The organism is Exilibacterium tricleocarpae, assembly GCF_007004655.1.
GTDB lineage: Bacteria > Pseudomonadota > Gammaproteobacteria > Pseudomonadales > Cellvibrionaceae > Exilibacterium > Exilibacterium tricleocarpae.
The window spans coordinates 137,592-153,853 of record NZ_ML660102.1; the positions used below are offsets into that span (position 1 = coordinate 137,592).

General features: G+C 53.3%; 14 protein-coding genes and 1 pseudogene. 8 read left to right on the forward strand and 7 right to left on the reverse strand.

Annotation, left to right across the window (positions count from 1 at the left end; translation table 11 throughout):
* Positions 1-6 precede the first annotated feature (6 nt).
* Complete coding sequence (locus tag FKG94_RS29255) at positions 7-786, forward strand: hypothetical protein (RefSeq protein WP_246125307.1); 780 nt, start codon at positions 7-9, stop codon at positions 784-786.
* A 23-nt stretch (positions 787-809) separates the two neighbouring features.
* Here the strand turns inward: FKG94_RS29255 and FKG94_RS29400 are convergent.
* The 6 genes and pseudogenes from FKG94_RS29400 to FKG94_RS21480 all read right to left on the reverse strand — a co-directional run.
* Positions 810-1,043: pseudogene (locus FKG94_RS29400) on the reverse strand (arsenate reductase/protein-tyrosine-phosphatase family protein); the annotation flags it as partial.
* Complete coding sequence (locus tag FKG94_RS21465) at positions 1,031-1,501, reverse strand: ArsI/CadI family heavy metal resistance metalloenzyme (protein ID WP_142929000.1); 471 nt, start codon at positions 1,499-1,501, stop codon at positions 1,031-1,033. The gene FKG94_RS21465 and the pseudogene FKG94_RS29400, both read right to left, overlap by 13 nt.
* An 11-nt stretch (positions 1,502-1,512) precedes the next feature.
* Positions 1,513-1,881: an ArsR/SmtB family transcription factor gene (locus FKG94_RS21470; RefSeq protein ID WP_142929001.1), complete on the reverse strand. Its 369-nt coding sequence runs from the start codon at positions 1,879-1,881 to the stop codon at positions 1,513-1,515.
* Positions 1,882-2,221: 340 nt separating this feature from the next.
* The gene (locus FKG94_RS21475; protein ID WP_218943599.1) at positions 2,222-3,589 is read right to left on the reverse strand and encodes a TonB-dependent receptor; all 1,368 of its coding nucleotides are present in this window, start codon (positions 3,587-3,589) and stop codon (positions 2,222-2,224) included.
* On the reverse strand, positions 3,586-4,011 hold the full coding sequence (locus tag FKG94_RS29040; protein WP_218943600.1) for a hypothetical protein: 426 nt from the start codon (positions 4,009-4,011) through the stop codon (positions 3,586-3,588). The genes FKG94_RS21475 and FKG94_RS29040 overlap by 4 nt, the downstream gene beginning before the upstream one ends.
* Before the next feature lie 130 nt (positions 4,012-4,141).
* Entirely contained in the window at positions 4,142-4,435 is a 294-nt protein-coding gene (locus FKG94_RS21480; RefSeq protein WP_142929002.1) for a hypothetical protein, read from the reverse strand.
* A 374-nt stretch (positions 4,436-4,809) separates the two neighbouring features.
* On the opposite strand from FKG94_RS21480, the gene FKG94_RS21485 reads away from it, so the two are divergent.
* From FKG94_RS21485 to FKG94_RS21505, 5 genes are all read left to right on the forward strand, one after another.
* Positions 4,810-7,254, forward strand: coding sequence for a TonB-dependent receptor plug domain-containing protein (locus FKG94_RS21485; RefSeq protein WP_142929003.1), 2,445 nt, complete (start codon positions 4,810-4,812; stop codon positions 7,252-7,254).
* Positions 7,248-7,979: an ABC transporter ATP-binding protein gene (locus tag FKG94_RS21490; RefSeq protein ID WP_142929004.1), complete on the forward strand. Its 732-nt coding sequence runs from the start codon at positions 7,248-7,250 to the stop codon at positions 7,977-7,979. Before FKG94_RS21485 ends, FKG94_RS21490 begins: the two co-directional genes overlap by 7 nt.
* Positions 7,976-9,397, forward strand: a complete 1,422-nt coding sequence (locus FKG94_RS21495; protein ID WP_142929005.1) for a DUF3526 domain-containing protein — start codon at positions 7,976-7,978, stop codon at positions 9,395-9,397. Before FKG94_RS21490 ends, FKG94_RS21495 begins: the two co-directional genes overlap by 4 nt.
* Positions 9,394-10,812 (forward strand): DUF3526 domain-containing protein, encoded by a 1,419-nt coding sequence (locus FKG94_RS21500; RefSeq protein ID WP_179957752.1) that lies wholly within the window; start codon positions 9,394-9,396, stop codon positions 10,810-10,812. Before FKG94_RS21495 ends, FKG94_RS21500 begins: the two co-directional genes overlap by 4 nt.
* Before the next feature lie 517 nt (positions 10,813-11,329).
* Positions 11,330-11,764, forward strand: a complete 435-nt coding sequence (locus tag FKG94_RS21505) for a Fic family protein (RefSeq protein ID WP_142929007.1) — start codon at positions 11,330-11,332, stop codon at positions 11,762-11,764.
* Positions 11,765-11,923: 159 nt separating this feature from the next.
* On the opposite strand, the gene FKG94_RS21510 is transcribed toward FKG94_RS21505, so the two are convergent.
* On the reverse strand, positions 11,924-13,867 hold the full coding sequence (locus tag FKG94_RS21510; protein ID WP_179957753.1) for a LysM peptidoglycan-binding domain-containing protein: 1,944 nt from the start codon (positions 13,865-13,867) through the stop codon (positions 11,924-11,926).
* A 623-nt stretch (positions 13,868-14,490) separates the two neighbouring features.
* Here FKG94_RS21510 and FKG94_RS21515 point away from each other — a divergent pair.
* Positions 14,491-14,814 carry a helix-turn-helix transcriptional regulator gene (locus FKG94_RS21515; RefSeq protein WP_142929009.1) on the forward strand — a complete coding sequence of 108 codons (324 nt, stop codon included), beginning with the start codon at positions 14,491-14,493 and terminating at the stop codon, positions 14,812-14,814.
* Positions 14,811-16,085, forward strand: a complete 1,275-nt coding sequence (locus FKG94_RS21520; RefSeq protein ID WP_142929010.1) for a type II toxin-antitoxin system HipA family toxin — start codon at positions 14,811-14,813, stop codon at positions 16,083-16,085. The genes FKG94_RS21515 and FKG94_RS21520 overlap by 4 nt, the downstream gene beginning before the upstream one ends.
* Positions 16,086-16,262 lie beyond the last annotated feature (177 nt).

Genomic DNA, 16,262 nt, shown 5'->3' on the forward strand with positions numbered 1-16,262 from the left:
AAAGCCATGACGACTGACGCTGAAGGTTCAACTCTCGATTACTTCGACTTTCTAAACCTGGTCGATCGCCTCTACCCCGAAGCTGCCGGCGCCGGCATTGATGCAAATTCAGATCGGCAACGCCTCATCGGCTGGGCTGCTGCTGTCAACCTGTTTCAAACCTGTAGCATCAGCGACGGGGTCCCGTCCGCGATCACAGACTTGGAGCCTGGCGACGATCTGTGGCAAAATTCAACCTATCAACATCTACTGGCACTGGTATCGCGACGCTATTCCTCCGCGCCCGATCCGCAAGAGGCCAGATACCGTTTTGACTACGGCCGTGAATACCGGTATCGCACCGCGATCCGTGAAGACCTGCGAAAGCTGTTCCGCCTGATAGAAAATTTCTACCGCCTGAACGCTCGGTTGTTGACTACTACCCCGGTTGAATCCCCAGCCACAGCGCCCGGTGGTGCAACCGCTTCTCAAAAGCTACCGAAGCCACCTACTGTTGAGCCTGTTCCAATTTCAATCCAAAGCGAAGCTTCTCCTTCGATTCCTAAAACCGAGCCTGACGACAGTATCTCTGAACAACAGACACCCCATTCGCCTTCAGCACTTGCCGGCAGTCAAAAGCTATTGACGACTGGCAGCGGCAACTTTGCGCCGGATCAGGTCGAAGTGGAAGCTTTCAAGGCACAGAACAAAGAAAAGGCCGTAGAATATACCGGGGTAAAAAATGGTGTCGACGATATGGAGCAGGCAGTTGACGCGCTGCTACATGATCTTTTTATCGATGAATAATTCATTCTACCCGTGACTGCATGCACTTGTTCGCCTTCAAATTCATCCCACGACTTGCTGCGCGGCTCATCGACATTAATACCATACCGCTTCAGGGTTGCTATGGACTTGGGATGGACGAAGCCGGCAGCTTTGCTACCGGCGCTTCGAGCAATGTACCTGCCTGCGCCGAGCGCATTGATAAGCGCCGCCGCCATGATTGAGCGGCATGAATTGCTCGTACAAAGAACAAGAACATTTTTCATTAGCCGCAACATCCCACCGCTTTCTCGGACGGTACACAGCAACCAGGCCGGCCCTTGGTTTCGGGAGTACAACACGCCCCCTCTTCCGAAACCACGGTATCTGAAAGGAGCTGGACATCCTCCAAGGCCTGATAGGCTTCCCATGCTATGCCTGCGGGATCGGTAACCCATGATTTATCCGAGCGCGCATAGCAGCAGACCGTCTCACCTTCATCAAAGAGCGACATATCCGCATTCTTCAATCTTTTTCTCAATACTTCCAGTTCATGTGCTTCATCGACCTGCAGGCCGAGATGATCGACGCCACGCTTTGCACGGGTCGAAATCGCAAAGTTGATGCGGGGATCATCGAGCGCCCACTTGGCGTAATCGTCCTTGGTTTTTGCAGGCTCAGTACCGAACAGGGCGCTGTAGAACTTGATGCTGTCGTCGAGCTTTTCGACGCCCACGTGAATGTGCATACGCTTCATGGGAATACCTCTCATTTATTTTTTGGCTCACAACAATAATCTGCCAGTTCGATGATCGAGCACCCCTTGCGCTTGTCCTCACGAATACTGGCAAACTCAACGCTGCAACAGTCTTTGATCATAAAACCGATCAAGTCCCGCATCACATCAAAATTGGCGGAATAAATCACCGAACGCCCTTCTTTGCGGGAAGAAAGGATGCCGGCATTGGTGAGGTGGCTTAGATGAAACGACATGGTGTTGTGGGGCGTACCAAGCTCTTCACTGAGCACACCTGCCGCAAGTCCTTCAGTACCTGCCTGCACGAGCAACCGAAACGCTCTCAGGCGGGTTTCCTGTGAAAGCGCATCGAACATGATAATGGCTTCTTGTATATCCATATGTCCAGACTAATGGACATGTTTTAATATGTCAATAGTTATCGACATGTTTATAGGCTGACGGTATTAAGAGAGAGGGACAGTTAGGTGTGACATTGTATGTTAGCCAGCACAACTCGAAGCCATAATGAATAAAGCCGCTCCATCTGGCCCGGCGCTCTAAAAGACTTATCTATGAATGAGGTACACAAAAAAAATAAAAAAAACCACTGAATTTAAGAGCTAGATTGCATTCGTTACACCTTTCAACCTCTTCATTCTTAATTTCAGTCTTCTTATGACCAACAAACTCTAAAGCCGCACCATTTGCACCAACTACTTGGCTGCAACACCGCCAACATCAGAATGCGTAACCCACTCCAAAAACGATATTTCGACCCCGTAAAGGAGACTGATCCTTCACAAAAGAAGTGTGAACAAATGCTAGCTCATTAGTCAGATTAGTGCCGCGAATGTAAATATTCATTGATTTCTCACTGCCTAGACTGAGTCCGTAAGATAAAGTCATGTTAATCAAACCATAACCATCTGTCTTGGTTTCGTAAGAGGCAATTCGGCCCTGATTGAAAGTACGAATATACTCAAGATTTGCTGAAAAAGCGCTCTGCGTCCAGTCGTAACGCGCGCCAAAGCGGCCGGGGGGAGTCCTAGGCAAATTATCGTCTTCCTCTTCCGCCAGATCGGCACGGACATAATCACCAAACACTGTCAAGCGTGATGCTTCATTGAACTGGTAGCTAATCTGGCCGTCTATTCCGGTAAGCTTCGCATCTGCCATCGTATAGAGAAGGTAATTATGGGGTACTCCAGTCTCATTCTCCGTCTCGATCAAGCGGGCAAAGATGTAATCATCGACCTCTTGATAGAACAGCCCGATCTCGAACAGCGTTGAACCGCTTTGTTTACGGAAAGCGAGATCGATAGATTTTGTTGTCTCTACGACATCGGTGACCGGATCACCAAAGGATGGATGCGCACGATGGGCGGTAGCCAAACCAAGCTCATAACTGTTGGTCGCAAGGTTATTTCCATAAGCATAGAGTTCACGAACACTGGGTGCCCGCTCGGACCTGGCAAGGGTGAGTGCTGCGGAATATCCTTCGTCGAAATTCCATGTTGCACCCAGCGACGCGGAAAAGGGGTTATGCTTTGAGTCCGGGTTGTTTTCATGAAAATCCTCAGTGACGAAGTCGATCCACTTAACTCCCATCTGCTGTTCGACTATCGGAAGAATTGCCAAAAACGCTTCAGAAAAATTGTATTGGGGGGTTGGAATAGTAATGTCCCGCCAGTCTTTACGAAAGGCAATTTCCAGATCGACAGGCCCTAAAGACTGTCGCTCAGACAGGAAAAGGCCGTAACTTTCGGTCTCATAGTCAACCGGTTCAACAAAACCCAGCTCAGGATCGCCTTCGTGAGCATCGTTATAGTTGATGCCGTTGAAGATTCCATCTGTATACTGTACACCCAATGTACCGGTAAAGCCCAGTAATGGCTTGTGGGTCAGCTCCAGTCGCGCATCATAGACTTCGTTGGAATAGTTGGAAAAAACCGTATCGCCATCAATTTCCTTATGCCGGTAGTCGGTATAGGAAAGGCGCATGCGGGCGTGAGCGATACCCGGCAGCAGATCGCCATAATCTGCGCGAATATCGACCCGTTCACTACTTAGGTCGATCTGGGCCGTGTGGCTGTCATCAAGACTCACGAATGGATCACGAAAACCGCCGTGGCCCTCACAATGTAGATCCGTTCCATGAGTATGGCAGACAGCATTGATGTGGGAATGGCCAGGTAGACCATATTCACTTTGTTACTCAGTATAGGCCGCGCCAATATACCCTGTTTATCCATGTGCACACCCGGCAAGCCAGCGAGTGTCTCACCAATTCCTCCTTGCCGCCGGTGTACCAGTTCGGCTCCAGACAAGGTCTGAGACAGTAGATTGGTAAAGTCAGGCCTATCAGACTGACCGGAAACTATAAGCTCTTCCATGTTTTCATTTTGTTCTAACTGACTCTCTTCACCAAGAACTGTCTTTTCTGCTAACGCCACATCAGATAGTAACACTACAAATCCGATGATAACGGAGGATACGGATATCTTAAGCTGATGCTTCAATAAATTCATGACAATGATCCATATCCATACACAGGCTTTAGCATAAAAAAGAGATGATATAACATATCTTTAATAAGAAAAAGTATAGGGAGAATAACAGGCATCATCGACCAGTCCACTCGTTCACTGTTTAAACAAGTCAGTATCCCAGCCAGATCGCCATGCAGGTCAATAGATAGGCCATTCTCACCTGCTTAAGAGGCAGGACGATTTTATCAACCCGCCCCGTATATTCGGCGCTGGTCGCTTCGCCATTGAGAACCTTTCGCAGGGCTTGCACTTCCCGCTGATTATTGATCTTCGCAAACCGAGAATCGCTGTAACTATAAAAGCTAAAGCTATGAAAAATATTCCATACTTTCTTCTTAATAAAAACGGCGCAAGGCGCGGCCTGAGCCTCACGGAACACCTCTCGTCCAAAAAACTGTTGCAAGTTGTGGCGTATCATATAACAATGATATGTAATATCATAACCTGCAAGAGCCGATAGGCCAATGACGGAGGACTGCCCACTATTGACCCAAGAAGGGTCTTACTCGATGACAACTCGCTTGGCAGAGTGCCAAAGGTTTCTTGCTGCATTGCTGCTGCCAGCACTAGGGCAGGGTGCGCAACGTACCGGTGCGGAGCCGACCTCGAATGGGTACCGGTCTCGATCGCAGTGCAGGACAGTCGATAAACCCCGCTGTCGATAAACCCCACTAAGGTCTCCGATCGTTTGCTCCTCTAATATAAAGTGCCTCGACCAAGGCCAGAACCTGGACGGTGTTGCTGTTCGCATAGACTAAAACCACATAGGCTAAACTCATGTATATCTCTTTGCTCGCACCGTCCTTTCTTATAGGACTTCTACTCGCTTTGCCTAATGTCGCTGATGCCCAAACGCGTTCTGCCGGCCCGACTTCCGAGACTCAAAGCCAAGAGGGTAGCTTATTTAAGAACGAGACAGTCATTGATGATGAGATTGTCGTCACAGGCACGGCGATCCGAGGGATTGCGCCGCCTGCCACTCCGGTCATGATTTTCGATAAACAAGACATCGCAGACAGCGGTGTCCCCAGCCTATCGGAGTTTCTGCAACGAGTGCCACAGAATACGGGCGGCGGCTCCGCTTCTGAAGAAGGCCGGTCTCTGGGTGCATTTTTCGCAGGATCGGCCATATCGCTTCGCGGTTTTGGTTCGCAGCGTACGTTAACCTTGTTGAACGGCAACCGCATCGCACCTCAGGGCGATGGGGTTTTCGTGGACATCGCATTTATTCCGGCGGCGGCTGTCGAGATGGTGGAAATCGTTCCTGTCGGCGCGTCATCCCTCTACGGTGCTGATGCGGTCGGCGGTGTCGTCAACTTCCGTTTACGAGATGACTATGAAGGGTTCGAAACTCAACTCGTGACAGGCGCAACAACTTCGGGCGACGCGGCCACGACTGTCAACTTTACCCAATCTGCCGCAACAGCGTGGGACACTGGTAATGCACTTATCGTCTACGACTATTTCGATCAGGGGGGCATTCTGGCCGGAGACCGGGATTTTACCGGGCCGGGATTGTCAGAGACTACGCTCGTTCCTGAAATCGAACGCCATAGTGTTGTGACGTCTTTGCGCCAGAATCTCGCAGAACGCACGACGGTGCTTTTCGATGGTTATTTCGTATCGTCAGAAACCGCCCGCCAATCTCAATTTCCTTTCGTCGGTGCTAATCTTCCGTTGGAGGAAAATATCGAGACAGACGCGTTCGGCGGCACGCTGACATTGCAACATCGCCTTGGTGAAACATGGCTGGCGCAGGGCATTGCAACTTATTCGGAAAACGATCTTAATGGTTTTGATATAGATACAAGCACCGGAAAGCCAACGAATATTTTCGGCAATGAGGCGTTTGCCCGGTTTAACCGCACCAGCGTGCTGGAAGCCAAAGCAGACGGCGAACTCTTCGACCTATCCGGGGGCGCCGTCAAGCTCGCCGTGGGGGGACAGTTTCGGGAAGAGCGCTTTGATCGGGACCTTGGAGGAACTTTTCCCGTCTCAAGATATAAGCGAGATGTGCACGCTGCCTATGGTGAGCTCTTCGTGCCGCTGGTAGGGGTGCAGAACCGGCGGCCGGGCGTGGAAAGACTCGAATTAAGCGTATCCGCTCGTTACGAAGATTTCGGCGATGCTGATGAGTCCCTGTCGACGGGCGAAAAAAGCAAGCGCGGCGGATCGACGGACAGCTTTGATCCGCAATTCGGACTCCTTTATGCCCCGTCCCCCGATCTCGCTTTGCGGGCGAGTTATGGTAAATCGTTCACCGTCGCACCCTTGACGACCCTGCGCCAAAATACCCGTTTGACTGCCAGCACGCTCTTGGCGCTTGACGAACCACTTGACGGCGCACCGAATACGCTGACAGTTTCCGGCGTTGATCCCGACCTCGGACCGGAGACCTCGACATACTGGACATTGGGAGCGGACTGGACACCGTCAGGCGTGGAGGGCCTCAGGCTGTCGGTGACCTATTACGATATCGATCTTGAAGACGTCCTCGGACGACCGACCGGCTCTAGAAACCCGTCAAGCCCTTTGATTGCCGACTTTGTCGTTTTGAACCCCACCGTGGCGCAGATTGAGGAGACGGTCGACGCAACCGGACTGACGATCGACGACATCATTGCGTTTGGCAGCGGCGCCACTGCCTTTGCGGAGCGCGGCTTGGCATCGATCGGTGCAATCTACCAGGCATCTACAACGAACTTGTCGCGCCAGTTATACAGAGGCTTCGACCTCATTGCAGACTATGCCACTCAAACAGCTTGGGGCCGGGCCGGAGCGACGGCCAATATCGTATTCATCACGGACTTTGAAGAGCAGACCTCCCCCGGACAACCTGTCGTAGACCGTTTGAGCACACCGTTTCAACCGATCGATCTGCGCGCGCGCCTCGGCGGCTTCCTCGAACGAGGAGCATATCGCGGCAACCTTTTCGTCAACTATACCGATAGCTACGAAGATAACAGGTTCGCGACCGCGCGAGACGTCAGCTCCTTTGTCACGGTCGATGCTTCACTGTCCTACGATTTTAGCGGTCATGGCCAAGTGTCAGACGGACTACGCGTCCAGCTCAGTGTCCAGAACTTCTTCGACCGAGACCCGCCTGAACTGCTCGGGCTTACACAGGAGAACAACAGATTTACTGGTGAGCTGGGCTATGATTTTGTAAACGCCTCAGCGCGGGGCCGGTTCGTCAGCCTGGCGGTGACAAAGTCATGGTAGAGGTGTCCAGTCCAGCGCTCCAAGCTGAGAGCCTGCGCAAGGTTTACGGGCGGACCGTCGCCCTGGAAGGACTCGACTTGACCGTATCCAGCGGGGAAATTGTCTGCCTTCTCGGTGCCAATGGTGCCGGGAAGAGCACCACGATTTCTCTCTTTCTCGGGCTCACCGCTCCGACACAAGGGCGCGCTCTTATCCAAGGCATCGACTCATCGAAGAACCGTCTCAGCGCGACCCGCCATCTTGCCTACATTCCGGAACAGGTTGCGCTCTACCCGCAACTAACAGGGCTTGAGAACCTGCAAACTTTTGTTCGGTTATCGGGCCGGGATCAGAGCCGCTCCGATTTGCTAGCAAAGCTTTTAGCAGCGGGCCTCGACGAGGAAAGCGCACACCATCGCACCCGGACATACTCCAAGGGCATGAGGCAGAAAGTCGGCATCGCAATTGCCCTGGCGCGAAATGTGGACGCTCTGTTACTGGACGAACCCATGTCAGGCTTGGATCCATCCGCTGCAAATGCGTTTGGGCAAAAGCTGACGATGCTCAAGCAGCAAGGGCGCGCTATCCTCATGGTCACGCATGACATCTTCAGAGCCAAGATAATCAGTGATCGGATCGGCATTATGCGCAATGGCCGGTTGCTCGATATATTTCCAACGCGGGAAGTCGAGGCGGCCGACCTCGAGCAAATATATCTGTCTCACATGGCTGAGGGGGCTTCATGACACCCTTACTCGGCATCGCAGCAACGGAAGCCAAGGTCGTTTTCCGAACCGGTTTGCTGCAGCCCCTCTGCCTCAGCTTGGGGTTGCTACTGGTCATATCATCCTGGTTAGGCGCGCAACGCATCGAAACTCTGCAGTCCGAGGTTGAGGCCGCCGGTCTCGCAGACCGGGAAATCTGGATCCATCAAGGAGAGGACAATCCTCACGCGGCAGCGCACTTTTCGCGTTATGCTTTCAAGCCTGTTCCGGCATTGGCTGTGTTCGATGCAGGCGTTCTGGACACATCCGGTGCAGCCATCTGGATGGAGGGTCATTACCAGAATCCGGCTCAGTTCCGATTGGTTGAGGACTCCTCACTCACGAAGATAGGACTGAATTTGACACCGGCAAACGTATTGTCGGCGTTCGGGTCATTGCTTTTGATTCTAACTCTCGCAGCGAGCGTCGCAGGTGAACGCGAGGACAGGACCTTCCGACAGCTGCTTGTCATCGGAGTATCGCCAAGAGCGATCATTTTCGGGAAGACGTTACCGGCGCTCTTGATGGTCTGCCTGATTATTCTGGCATCGGCCCTAATCGTCGCCGTTCCGATGATGATACTGGAGCTTAGACCGATGCCGGATGCCTCCGCCAGACTGTTAATGTTGATCGCAATTTACGGCCTCTTTTTCGTCACCGTCGCGGGAGTAGCTATCGGCGTGTCGAGTCTTCTCAAAGATAGACGTTCCGCCTATGGAACTCTGATTGGCGGCTGGGCGGTAATCGCCGTCATCGGACCGCTTCTCGCCGGTGAATGGGTCGTCACGGTTCATCCCGATCCGGACGGAGCAGCAACCTACCAGCGCGTCGACGATGCCTCCAAGGAGTATTTCCACGATTCCGAGGCCCGCGAAGATGTCTTGCAAGCCGCTCTTGAAACCCATGGTGTGACGGAGAAGGCGGGCTTGCCGTTTCGATACGATGGGTATGAGTTGCAGCATGCCGAAGAAGTCGCGCATCCGAAGTTTGAAGCTATCTATGGCTCGGTTCGCGCAACCTATGCCAACCAAGAACGACTGCTGTCCGTCTTTTCTGCATTCTTGCCGACTCTTGCCCTTGCGGATATCTCTTCCGGACTGGCGGGCACCGACCGGCATCATCACGAACGCTTCGCCGATGCGGCTGAGCAACACAGGCGCAAAATTGTCAAACAGCTCAATGACAGCCTTGCATTCGGCGATCTCGGGCATGAGGGGCGTTACACGGTCGGCCGGGAAGTGTGGGAAACGATACCCGACTTTGATACGGCACCTCCTCGCTTCGTAACGCTCGCCTCCCATTACAGCACATCTTTTGCGATTTTGTGCATCCAGGCCTTCCTGGCCGTTGTGTTTGCGATGGTGGGAATTTCATTGGCTGCGCGGGAAGCGCTGTCGTGATATTTTCGCTTACCACGCTGGAAATAAGACTGTTTATAAAATCTTGGGCGAGTATAGGGCTTGTTGTTGCCATGACCGCTCTGTGCGTCTTCGCCTTGCTATCGGGTAGCGCCAATCATCGGGCCAATATTGAAGGCAAAGCGGAATTCCTCGAGGCCGAGTCTGCAAGGACGACCGCATTTCGTCAGAGCCTGGAAAGACTCGCCACCGGCGAAGATGCCTCAAACTTTGAAGGCAGGCCCATGCTTATCCGCGACAGCGCCGTGTTGCCTGAGGCATCTCTCGGCGATTTTGCCATTGGCAGCGATGCTCTCTATCCGAGCCGGGTTACGGTAAGGCTGTGGGAGAACTCGGCAAGCTTGTTCACAAACTATCAGTTCGAGAACCCCACCCTCTTGAATCTCGGTCGGCTCGACGTGACTACCGTCATTGTTGTGATCCTGCCGCTGTTCATGATCGCCATCGCGTTCGACATTCTGGCGACGGATCGCCGCAGTGGACGGATGCGTTTGTTGCTGACATCCGGCGCTGACGCTCGCGTTATTCTATTTATCCGCCTGGCTGTCCGCCATGGCGTTCTCTTGGCATCATTACTTATAGCAACGACTGCAGCCATATGGATCAACACTGGCGATGCATCGCTGGCTGAGCGAATGACAGCCTATTGGCCTTGGCTGACAGGTGTCATCCTGTACGCCGTGTTCTGGTCTGCCGTCACTGGTGCTGTGGCGTGGCGTAATGAGACGAGCGGACAGACGGCTTCCCAACTCATCGCGCTTTGGGCGCTGTTCGTCCTTGTTGTTCCCGCAATCGCTGTTCTTGTCGTGCAAACGCTCTATCCGACACCGTCGCGACTTGCCTATCTGACCGAGGTTAGGGCCACGGCGTCCACCGCCGACGATGGTGCGGACGGCTGGATCGAAGCGTATCAACTCGATAATCCGGATCAGCAAATCGAACAGGACGAGTCCAACACGCCGTATCGGAGTGGTTATTTGAGGACGGTCATGGTTGAGCAAGCTACGGCTCCCATGATTAAGACGTTCGAGGCAACGGAGGACCAACGGCGTTCGACTCTCGAATGGCTGCGGTTTCTGTCCCCGTCTCTCGCGGCCGAAGCCCATCTAACGCAGATGGCAGGACGCGATACGAACCGGTATAGGGCATTTCAACGCCTCGCGAGGCAACAGCTGCATGACTTGTCCGCACGCCTGGGGCCGAAAGTCTTGGCTGGCGAACGCATATCGCTGGTTGAATATGATGCGCTTCCGCGCCTGCAGAGCAGTCTGGATGAACGGTTTTCAAAGAGCGTTGCGCAACCGCGCTCTTTGCTCATCCTTGCACTCTATAGCTTACTGGCAATCGCGCTGGTGGCACTTGCGCTGCGCCGTAAAAGGCTCTCTGTCTTGCGATGAAACGCACTTAATATCGCCCAAAAGCCAACGACTGCAGCCAACAGGCTTACATTAAAGCCAGCAACACCAAAGCACGAGATACTTTTGGTGTATCGGTAGGCTTGCCTGCTGACGACAGTATAGGACGCCGGTGAAGAGTCTGAACCCAGCAGCGCCTAAAAAATAAGTAAAACCAGAAATGATATTGTGGCAACGCATTGCGCTTTTTCTTGTGGGCTAACCGATATAGTGTTCGCCTCTACATTGGGGGCCTTCACATCCGGTGGCCAGAAAGCCGAAAAACCTGGCCGCATCCGTACGCCAGCGGCTGTTCGGCCTCAACCGGAATACGCAGCTGTTGGACCTATCACGAACACAGGGCCACGTGTGCGACGTCACCCTGGTCAGGTGCGGCCTGGAACGGGCGGTCTATCGCCTGTCCGCCTTGGCCCACTGGGATCAATTTATACTTAAAGGCGGCATACTGACCACACTGTAGGCCGACGATGAGCAGGAAGTCGCCGGATATGCCGAGGCAATGGATCTTGTTTTTCAAGCTTGTGGGGACATGCTGATAACAGAAAACCATGTCCGCCAATTGCATCAGGCGCTACTTCGGCATAGCACTAAAGATGAACGACACCGGGGCGGTTACAAAACGCTGCCCAATAATGTCGTTGCAAAAGACGCATCTGGTCGTGAAGTTGGTGTGGTGTTTGAAACGACATCGCCTTTTGATACCCCAAGAGAAATGGAGGCTTTGGTGCATTGGGCCGCAAAAGCTACAGGTGAATCATCCATGCACCCACTCTTGATCATTTCTGTGTTTAAGGTAGTTTTTCTGGCGATTCACCCATTTCAGGATGGAAATGGAAGATTGTCCCGTATATTAACGACATTATTACTTCTTCGTGCAGGTTACGATAGAGTATGTAAGAAAAGCCGTGGTCAAGCTTGTTCGCGAGCCGGCTAAGGCCGAACCCCCGGCAACAACGACGTCCATCAGGCTCGCACTACACTGATAGATCTCTATACTGATGGATCTCCCTGGGGCGGTCCGCGCCCGGCCAGAAGGGGACCGGGTATGCCGCCCGACCCTCAACCTGCAACTGCGTCCGGGTGAAGCTTGGTATCAGACCTCGGCCAGCTCCGGTACGACAATTTCCATTCCCGGGCGCAGCCGGTCGGGGTCCAGATCGGGGTTGTACTGGCGCAGCAGCCAGAGTGGAATGCGGTATTTCTTGTGGGTCAGTTCCCACAGGGAGTCGCCCTCGGCGACCAAATGCCTGCGCGTAGACCGAATGTGCCAGCCCATGAAAAACGACTGCTGCAGGTTCTTCTGATAGGCAATGCGCCGGCGCTCAAACTCTTCCGGGGCCACATGGGAAAAATCGAGCTTCAGCCGCTGCCCGATGACTACCGGGCGACCGTAACGGCGGCCATTGATGCGGCGCAGGTGGCTGGCGCGCAGGTCCAGCCACTCCGCGTAATGTCCCAGCGTTTCAGAGGCCTGCACTTCAATGGTGTGATTGCTGGCTACGGTATAATCGCTGGGGTCGGCCAACAGTTGGATTTCCGCCACCGGCTGATCGCCGGCCATACTGCCGAGCACGGTTTGTTCGGCTTGCGCCGCGCCTGTGTCCGCCGCCGGTGTTTCCGCGTCGGCCAGCTCACCCTGGGCACCGGCGGTCGACACCTTGACCAACCTGACGGGCGGTGTGCTGGCCGACGCCAGTTGCGGCTCCCCTTCCTGGGGCAGCCTGAGCACCTGACCGATACGAATCTGGTAGCGGCGGTTCAACCCGTTCATAGCCACAATATCCCGGATGCTGTGGCCGTAGCGATGCGCGATCTCCGAGACCGTGTCGCCACGTACCACGGTGTGAAAGATATCCGGTGTCTGCTCCTCAAAGCGAAGCTCCTCCGGAATAGCGGCCAGCAGGACGTCGGGCTCACCGTTGACGGCATCACGGGGAACCCGCAGGGTAAACCCTTTGGGAACGCGCTTTTTTCCGCGCCAGATCGGTTCCAGGAGCGCGCGATTGTGGGGCCTCAGGAAATCCGGAGCGACGTCGAACGCGCGTGCAAAGGCACCCACCGGTACATAGGCCGGCATCTCTACTTCTGCGTACTGTACCGGCGAGGCCAGGTCCACGACGCCAAAATACCGCTCCGGGTCGGAGCTGACTTCCAGTGCCGCCAGGAAGGACACATAAAAATTGCGCGAGGCAAAGCCAAAGGCGCGGCCCTTGTAGTTACGAACTATCCGGGCAATGTCCGTAGTGCCGAGCTGCCTGGTGGCACGCCGCATACTGGAGGCGCCGTGGTTGTACGCCGTAAGCGCCAACGGCCAGGTGCCGGTAAGCTGGTAGTTGTGCTCCAGCAACTGCGCCGCAGCCACGGTCGCCGCGAAGGGGTCCATGCGTTCGTCGACCACATAGTCTACCGTGAGGTAACGCCGGCCGGTGGAACGAGTGAACTGCCAGATACCCGCGGCACCCACCCTGGAGTAGGCACTCGGATTGAAGGAGGACTCGACATGAGGCAGTATGGCCAACTCCCACGGCAGCTCCCGCTCCGACAACACCGAATCGATGTAGGTGTTCCATTGTCCCGAACGGGCCAAGCCTCGCCTGAAGCGGTCCGACTGGCCGCGCTGGAAACGCACGCTGCGCGCCGCTTCAAGCAGGCGCTTATTGCCGGTAGCCGGCCCCCAGAGGTCCAATACGCGCTGCTCTTCTGCACTGAGATTGTTGCGATCGCGGGCCAGACGCCGCAGTATTTTCGCGTAGCGGGACCGGGCCGCGCGCATCGCTTTACGGTCGCCGTGGTAGTCACCTTTGAGCGGCAGAGTTTCGTAGACAACGGTTACCTGATCTGCATCGTGAATGAACCCGCTACGGGTGTCCACCTCGGTATACACCCTCACCCAAAAATCGATATCGGGTTGCAACTCGGCAGGTCTGGGGAAATGCGCCTCGGCCAGCGACGCGGTGGACAGCAGTGCCAGCCATAGTCCGGTGAATACAGGCGCGCTTACGCTTACAAAATAGGATTTCATGGTTAATACGAACAATTTAACTTTCCAGCCATGTTATCAAGCATAGACTCAATACGCCCCTGTTTTATCCGCAAGGCGGTCACGACACGCTTCTCGGGGCTGACACGCACTGCATCCAATCCGCACACGGTTTATTGAGAATATCAAGAACTCAGCGTCACACAGGTTCTGAACGAGTATCCTTGAGGGCACCTCAGGGAGCTGGCGACCTTCGCCGAGCGCTCCGACGAATATATTTTCAGCCAGCTGGGAAACGGCCGGCGCTTCGAACTCGAAGCGGGCGAAGTGCCCTGCGAAACCCTATCAAGCAGTACATTTCCAACCCGTCCACATGACCGCAGCAACGCTATGGTCAAGAGACAGGATAGGATGGTAGCGGGGGCCGGCTACCTTTATGTCCTGCTATTTCAGGCAAGTTATCGACACAAGATGCAACGCCGCTTAACTCATAATCGGGTATGGATAAAACGGGTTCTTACTCAGTAACTTCCCTGTTTAGCTTGCCGAAAAAGAAACATATACGCTGCTTCCAGATATTTTGTGGCTCCCTTCCTCCGAAAGCAATATATTTATTGCTTTTTCAAGATATAGAAACTAGTATGTTTCTTTCCTATATTAAGCAACATATGTGTTTCATTATGACGTCGCTATTGGATCAACTCAAGAATCGCCGAATACAGCTGAGACTGAAGCAGCACGATATGCTGCTGCGCATTGGCATCTCGCGCCAGCAATACCAGCGCCTCGAATCCAAAGGCAATCCCAGGCTGGATACGCTGGAACTCATTGCCAAGGGTTTGAACAGTGAACTCCTGCTAGTCCCTCAGGAAAAACTGAATGCTGTAAAAGCGGTGCTGGAAGGCGATGATGTCGATACTCCACCAGTAAAGGCATCCAGTGCTGAAGAGAAAAAGCGCTTATCCGATGACCCTTGGCAAGGCATGTTAGGGGATGACGAATGAGTACGGAAAATAGTGACAAAGTCAGCGTCCTGCAGCTTACACTGCATGGTCGATTAGTTGGCTACCTGGCAGGCTTCAGTAATGGTCGCAACGTCCTGAGTTTTGCCGAGGAATTCATTGCCGACTCTGGCCGTCCCACGTTCAGCTTGATTACCCACCCGAATTTTCCTCGTGCAGAAAAAATCCTGTCCGGGCCGTGGGCAAGGAATCAACGACTCCATCCCATACTATCGAACCTATTACCAGAGGGATCACTACGTGAACTGATCGCACAAGGGCTGAAGGTCCACGTCGATAACGAGTTTCACATTTTCTTGTATCTGGGCGAAGACCTGCCCGGAGCATTAGTTGCCACACCTATGGAACCCGAGGACGTACCTGATAGTGTGCAAATGACACATGGAAGAGCGAAGGCCGTAAAATTCAATAAAGGCAATCAGAGAAGTAAATTTTCTCTAGCAGGCGTTCAGATGAAGTTCTCTATGAAGGAGAAAGACGGACGCTACAACCTGTTAAAGGGAGACGCCTTGGGCGACTGGATTATCAAAACGCCATCCACCAGGCATAAAAACGTACCACTCAATGAATATACCGCCATGTCTCTGGCGGCGATGGTGGGCGTCGATATTCCGGAAGTCAAACTGGTTGATCTGGATAAGCTTGATAATTTACCGCCAATCAACCTGCCTGATGAAAATCAGGCATTCGCCATTAAACGATTTGATCGAAACAAAGATACGCGTGTTCATATGGAGGACTTTGCGCAGATACTGGTGAAATACCCACACGAAAAATATAACGCTGCAAACTACGAGCAAATCGGCCGAGTCATTTACGAATACTCTGGCGATGGCCTGGCCGATGCCCAGCAGCTCGCCCGCCGGTTACTGGTCAACATATTACTCGCCAATGGCGACGCTCACCTGAAGAATTGGAGCCTGCTTTATCAGGATCAGATAACGCCCCGGCTTTCCCCTGCCTATGACATAGTAACAACGAGCGTCTACATCGAAGACGAGAAAAAATACGCGCTCAACCTTGGCAAAAACAAAGCATGGTATGCGGTAACAATAGCTAATTTTCAGTCCTGGGCCGACAGCGCGGGCATTCCGTTGCGGGCGATAAAACCACACCTGAAAGACGTAATGGACAAAGCCCGCTCCATTTGGCCCGATGCTTTGAAAGATCTGCCTATGAATGAGGTACACAAAGAAGGATTAAGAAACCACTGGAATAATCTCCAACCAGACTTCAGAATCAAAACAGGCTGATTTTTATTTCATTATCCAGCCCTTATCTTAACTGTTTTCAATACAGTTTACCTAGGGCCTGTTCACACTAATCAGCCTGTCGGCGATCAGTGAAAAGTTAATGAAAAACCTGAAAACCACATCAAGCTTGTCGAATCGGCTAAAGATTCTTCGGAATCCTTTCAGGCGTCGAAACAG

Coding starts and splice junctions, on each gene's coding strand:
- FKG94_RS29255 (WP_246125307.1), top strand. CDS start 7: ATGACGACTGACGCTGAAGGTTCAACTCTCGATTACTTCGACTTTCTA.
- FKG94_RS21465 (WP_142929000.1), bottom strand. CDS start 1,501: ATGAAGCGTATGCACATTCACGTGGGCGTCGAAAAGCTCGACGACAGC.
- FKG94_RS21470 (WP_142929001.1), bottom strand. CDS start 1,881: ATGGATATACAAGAAGCCATTATCATGTTCGATGCGCTTTCACAGGAA.
- FKG94_RS29040 (WP_218943600.1), bottom strand. CDS start 4,011: ATGAATTTATTGAAGCATCAGCTTAAGATATCCGTATCCTCCGTTATC.
- FKG94_RS21485 (WP_142929003.1), top strand. CDS start 4,810: ATGTATATCTCTTTGCTCGCACCGTCCTTTCTTATAGGACTTCTACTC.
- FKG94_RS21490 (WP_142929004.1), top strand. CDS start 7,248: ATGGTAGAGGTGTCCAGTCCAGCGCTCCAAGCTGAGAGCCTGCGCAAG.
- FKG94_RS21495 (WP_142929005.1), top strand. CDS start 7,976: ATGACACCCTTACTCGGCATCGCAGCAACGGAAGCCAAGGTCGTTTTC.
- FKG94_RS21505 (WP_142929007.1), top strand. CDS start 11,330: ATGGATCTTGTTTTTCAAGCTTGTGGGGACATGCTGATAACAGAAAAC.
- FKG94_RS21515 (WP_142929009.1), top strand. CDS start 14,491: ATGACGTCGCTATTGGATCAACTCAAGAATCGCCGAATACAGCTGAGA.
- FKG94_RS21520 (WP_142929010.1), top strand. CDS start 14,811: ATGAGTACGGAAAATAGTGACAAAGTCAGCGTCCTGCAGCTTACACTG.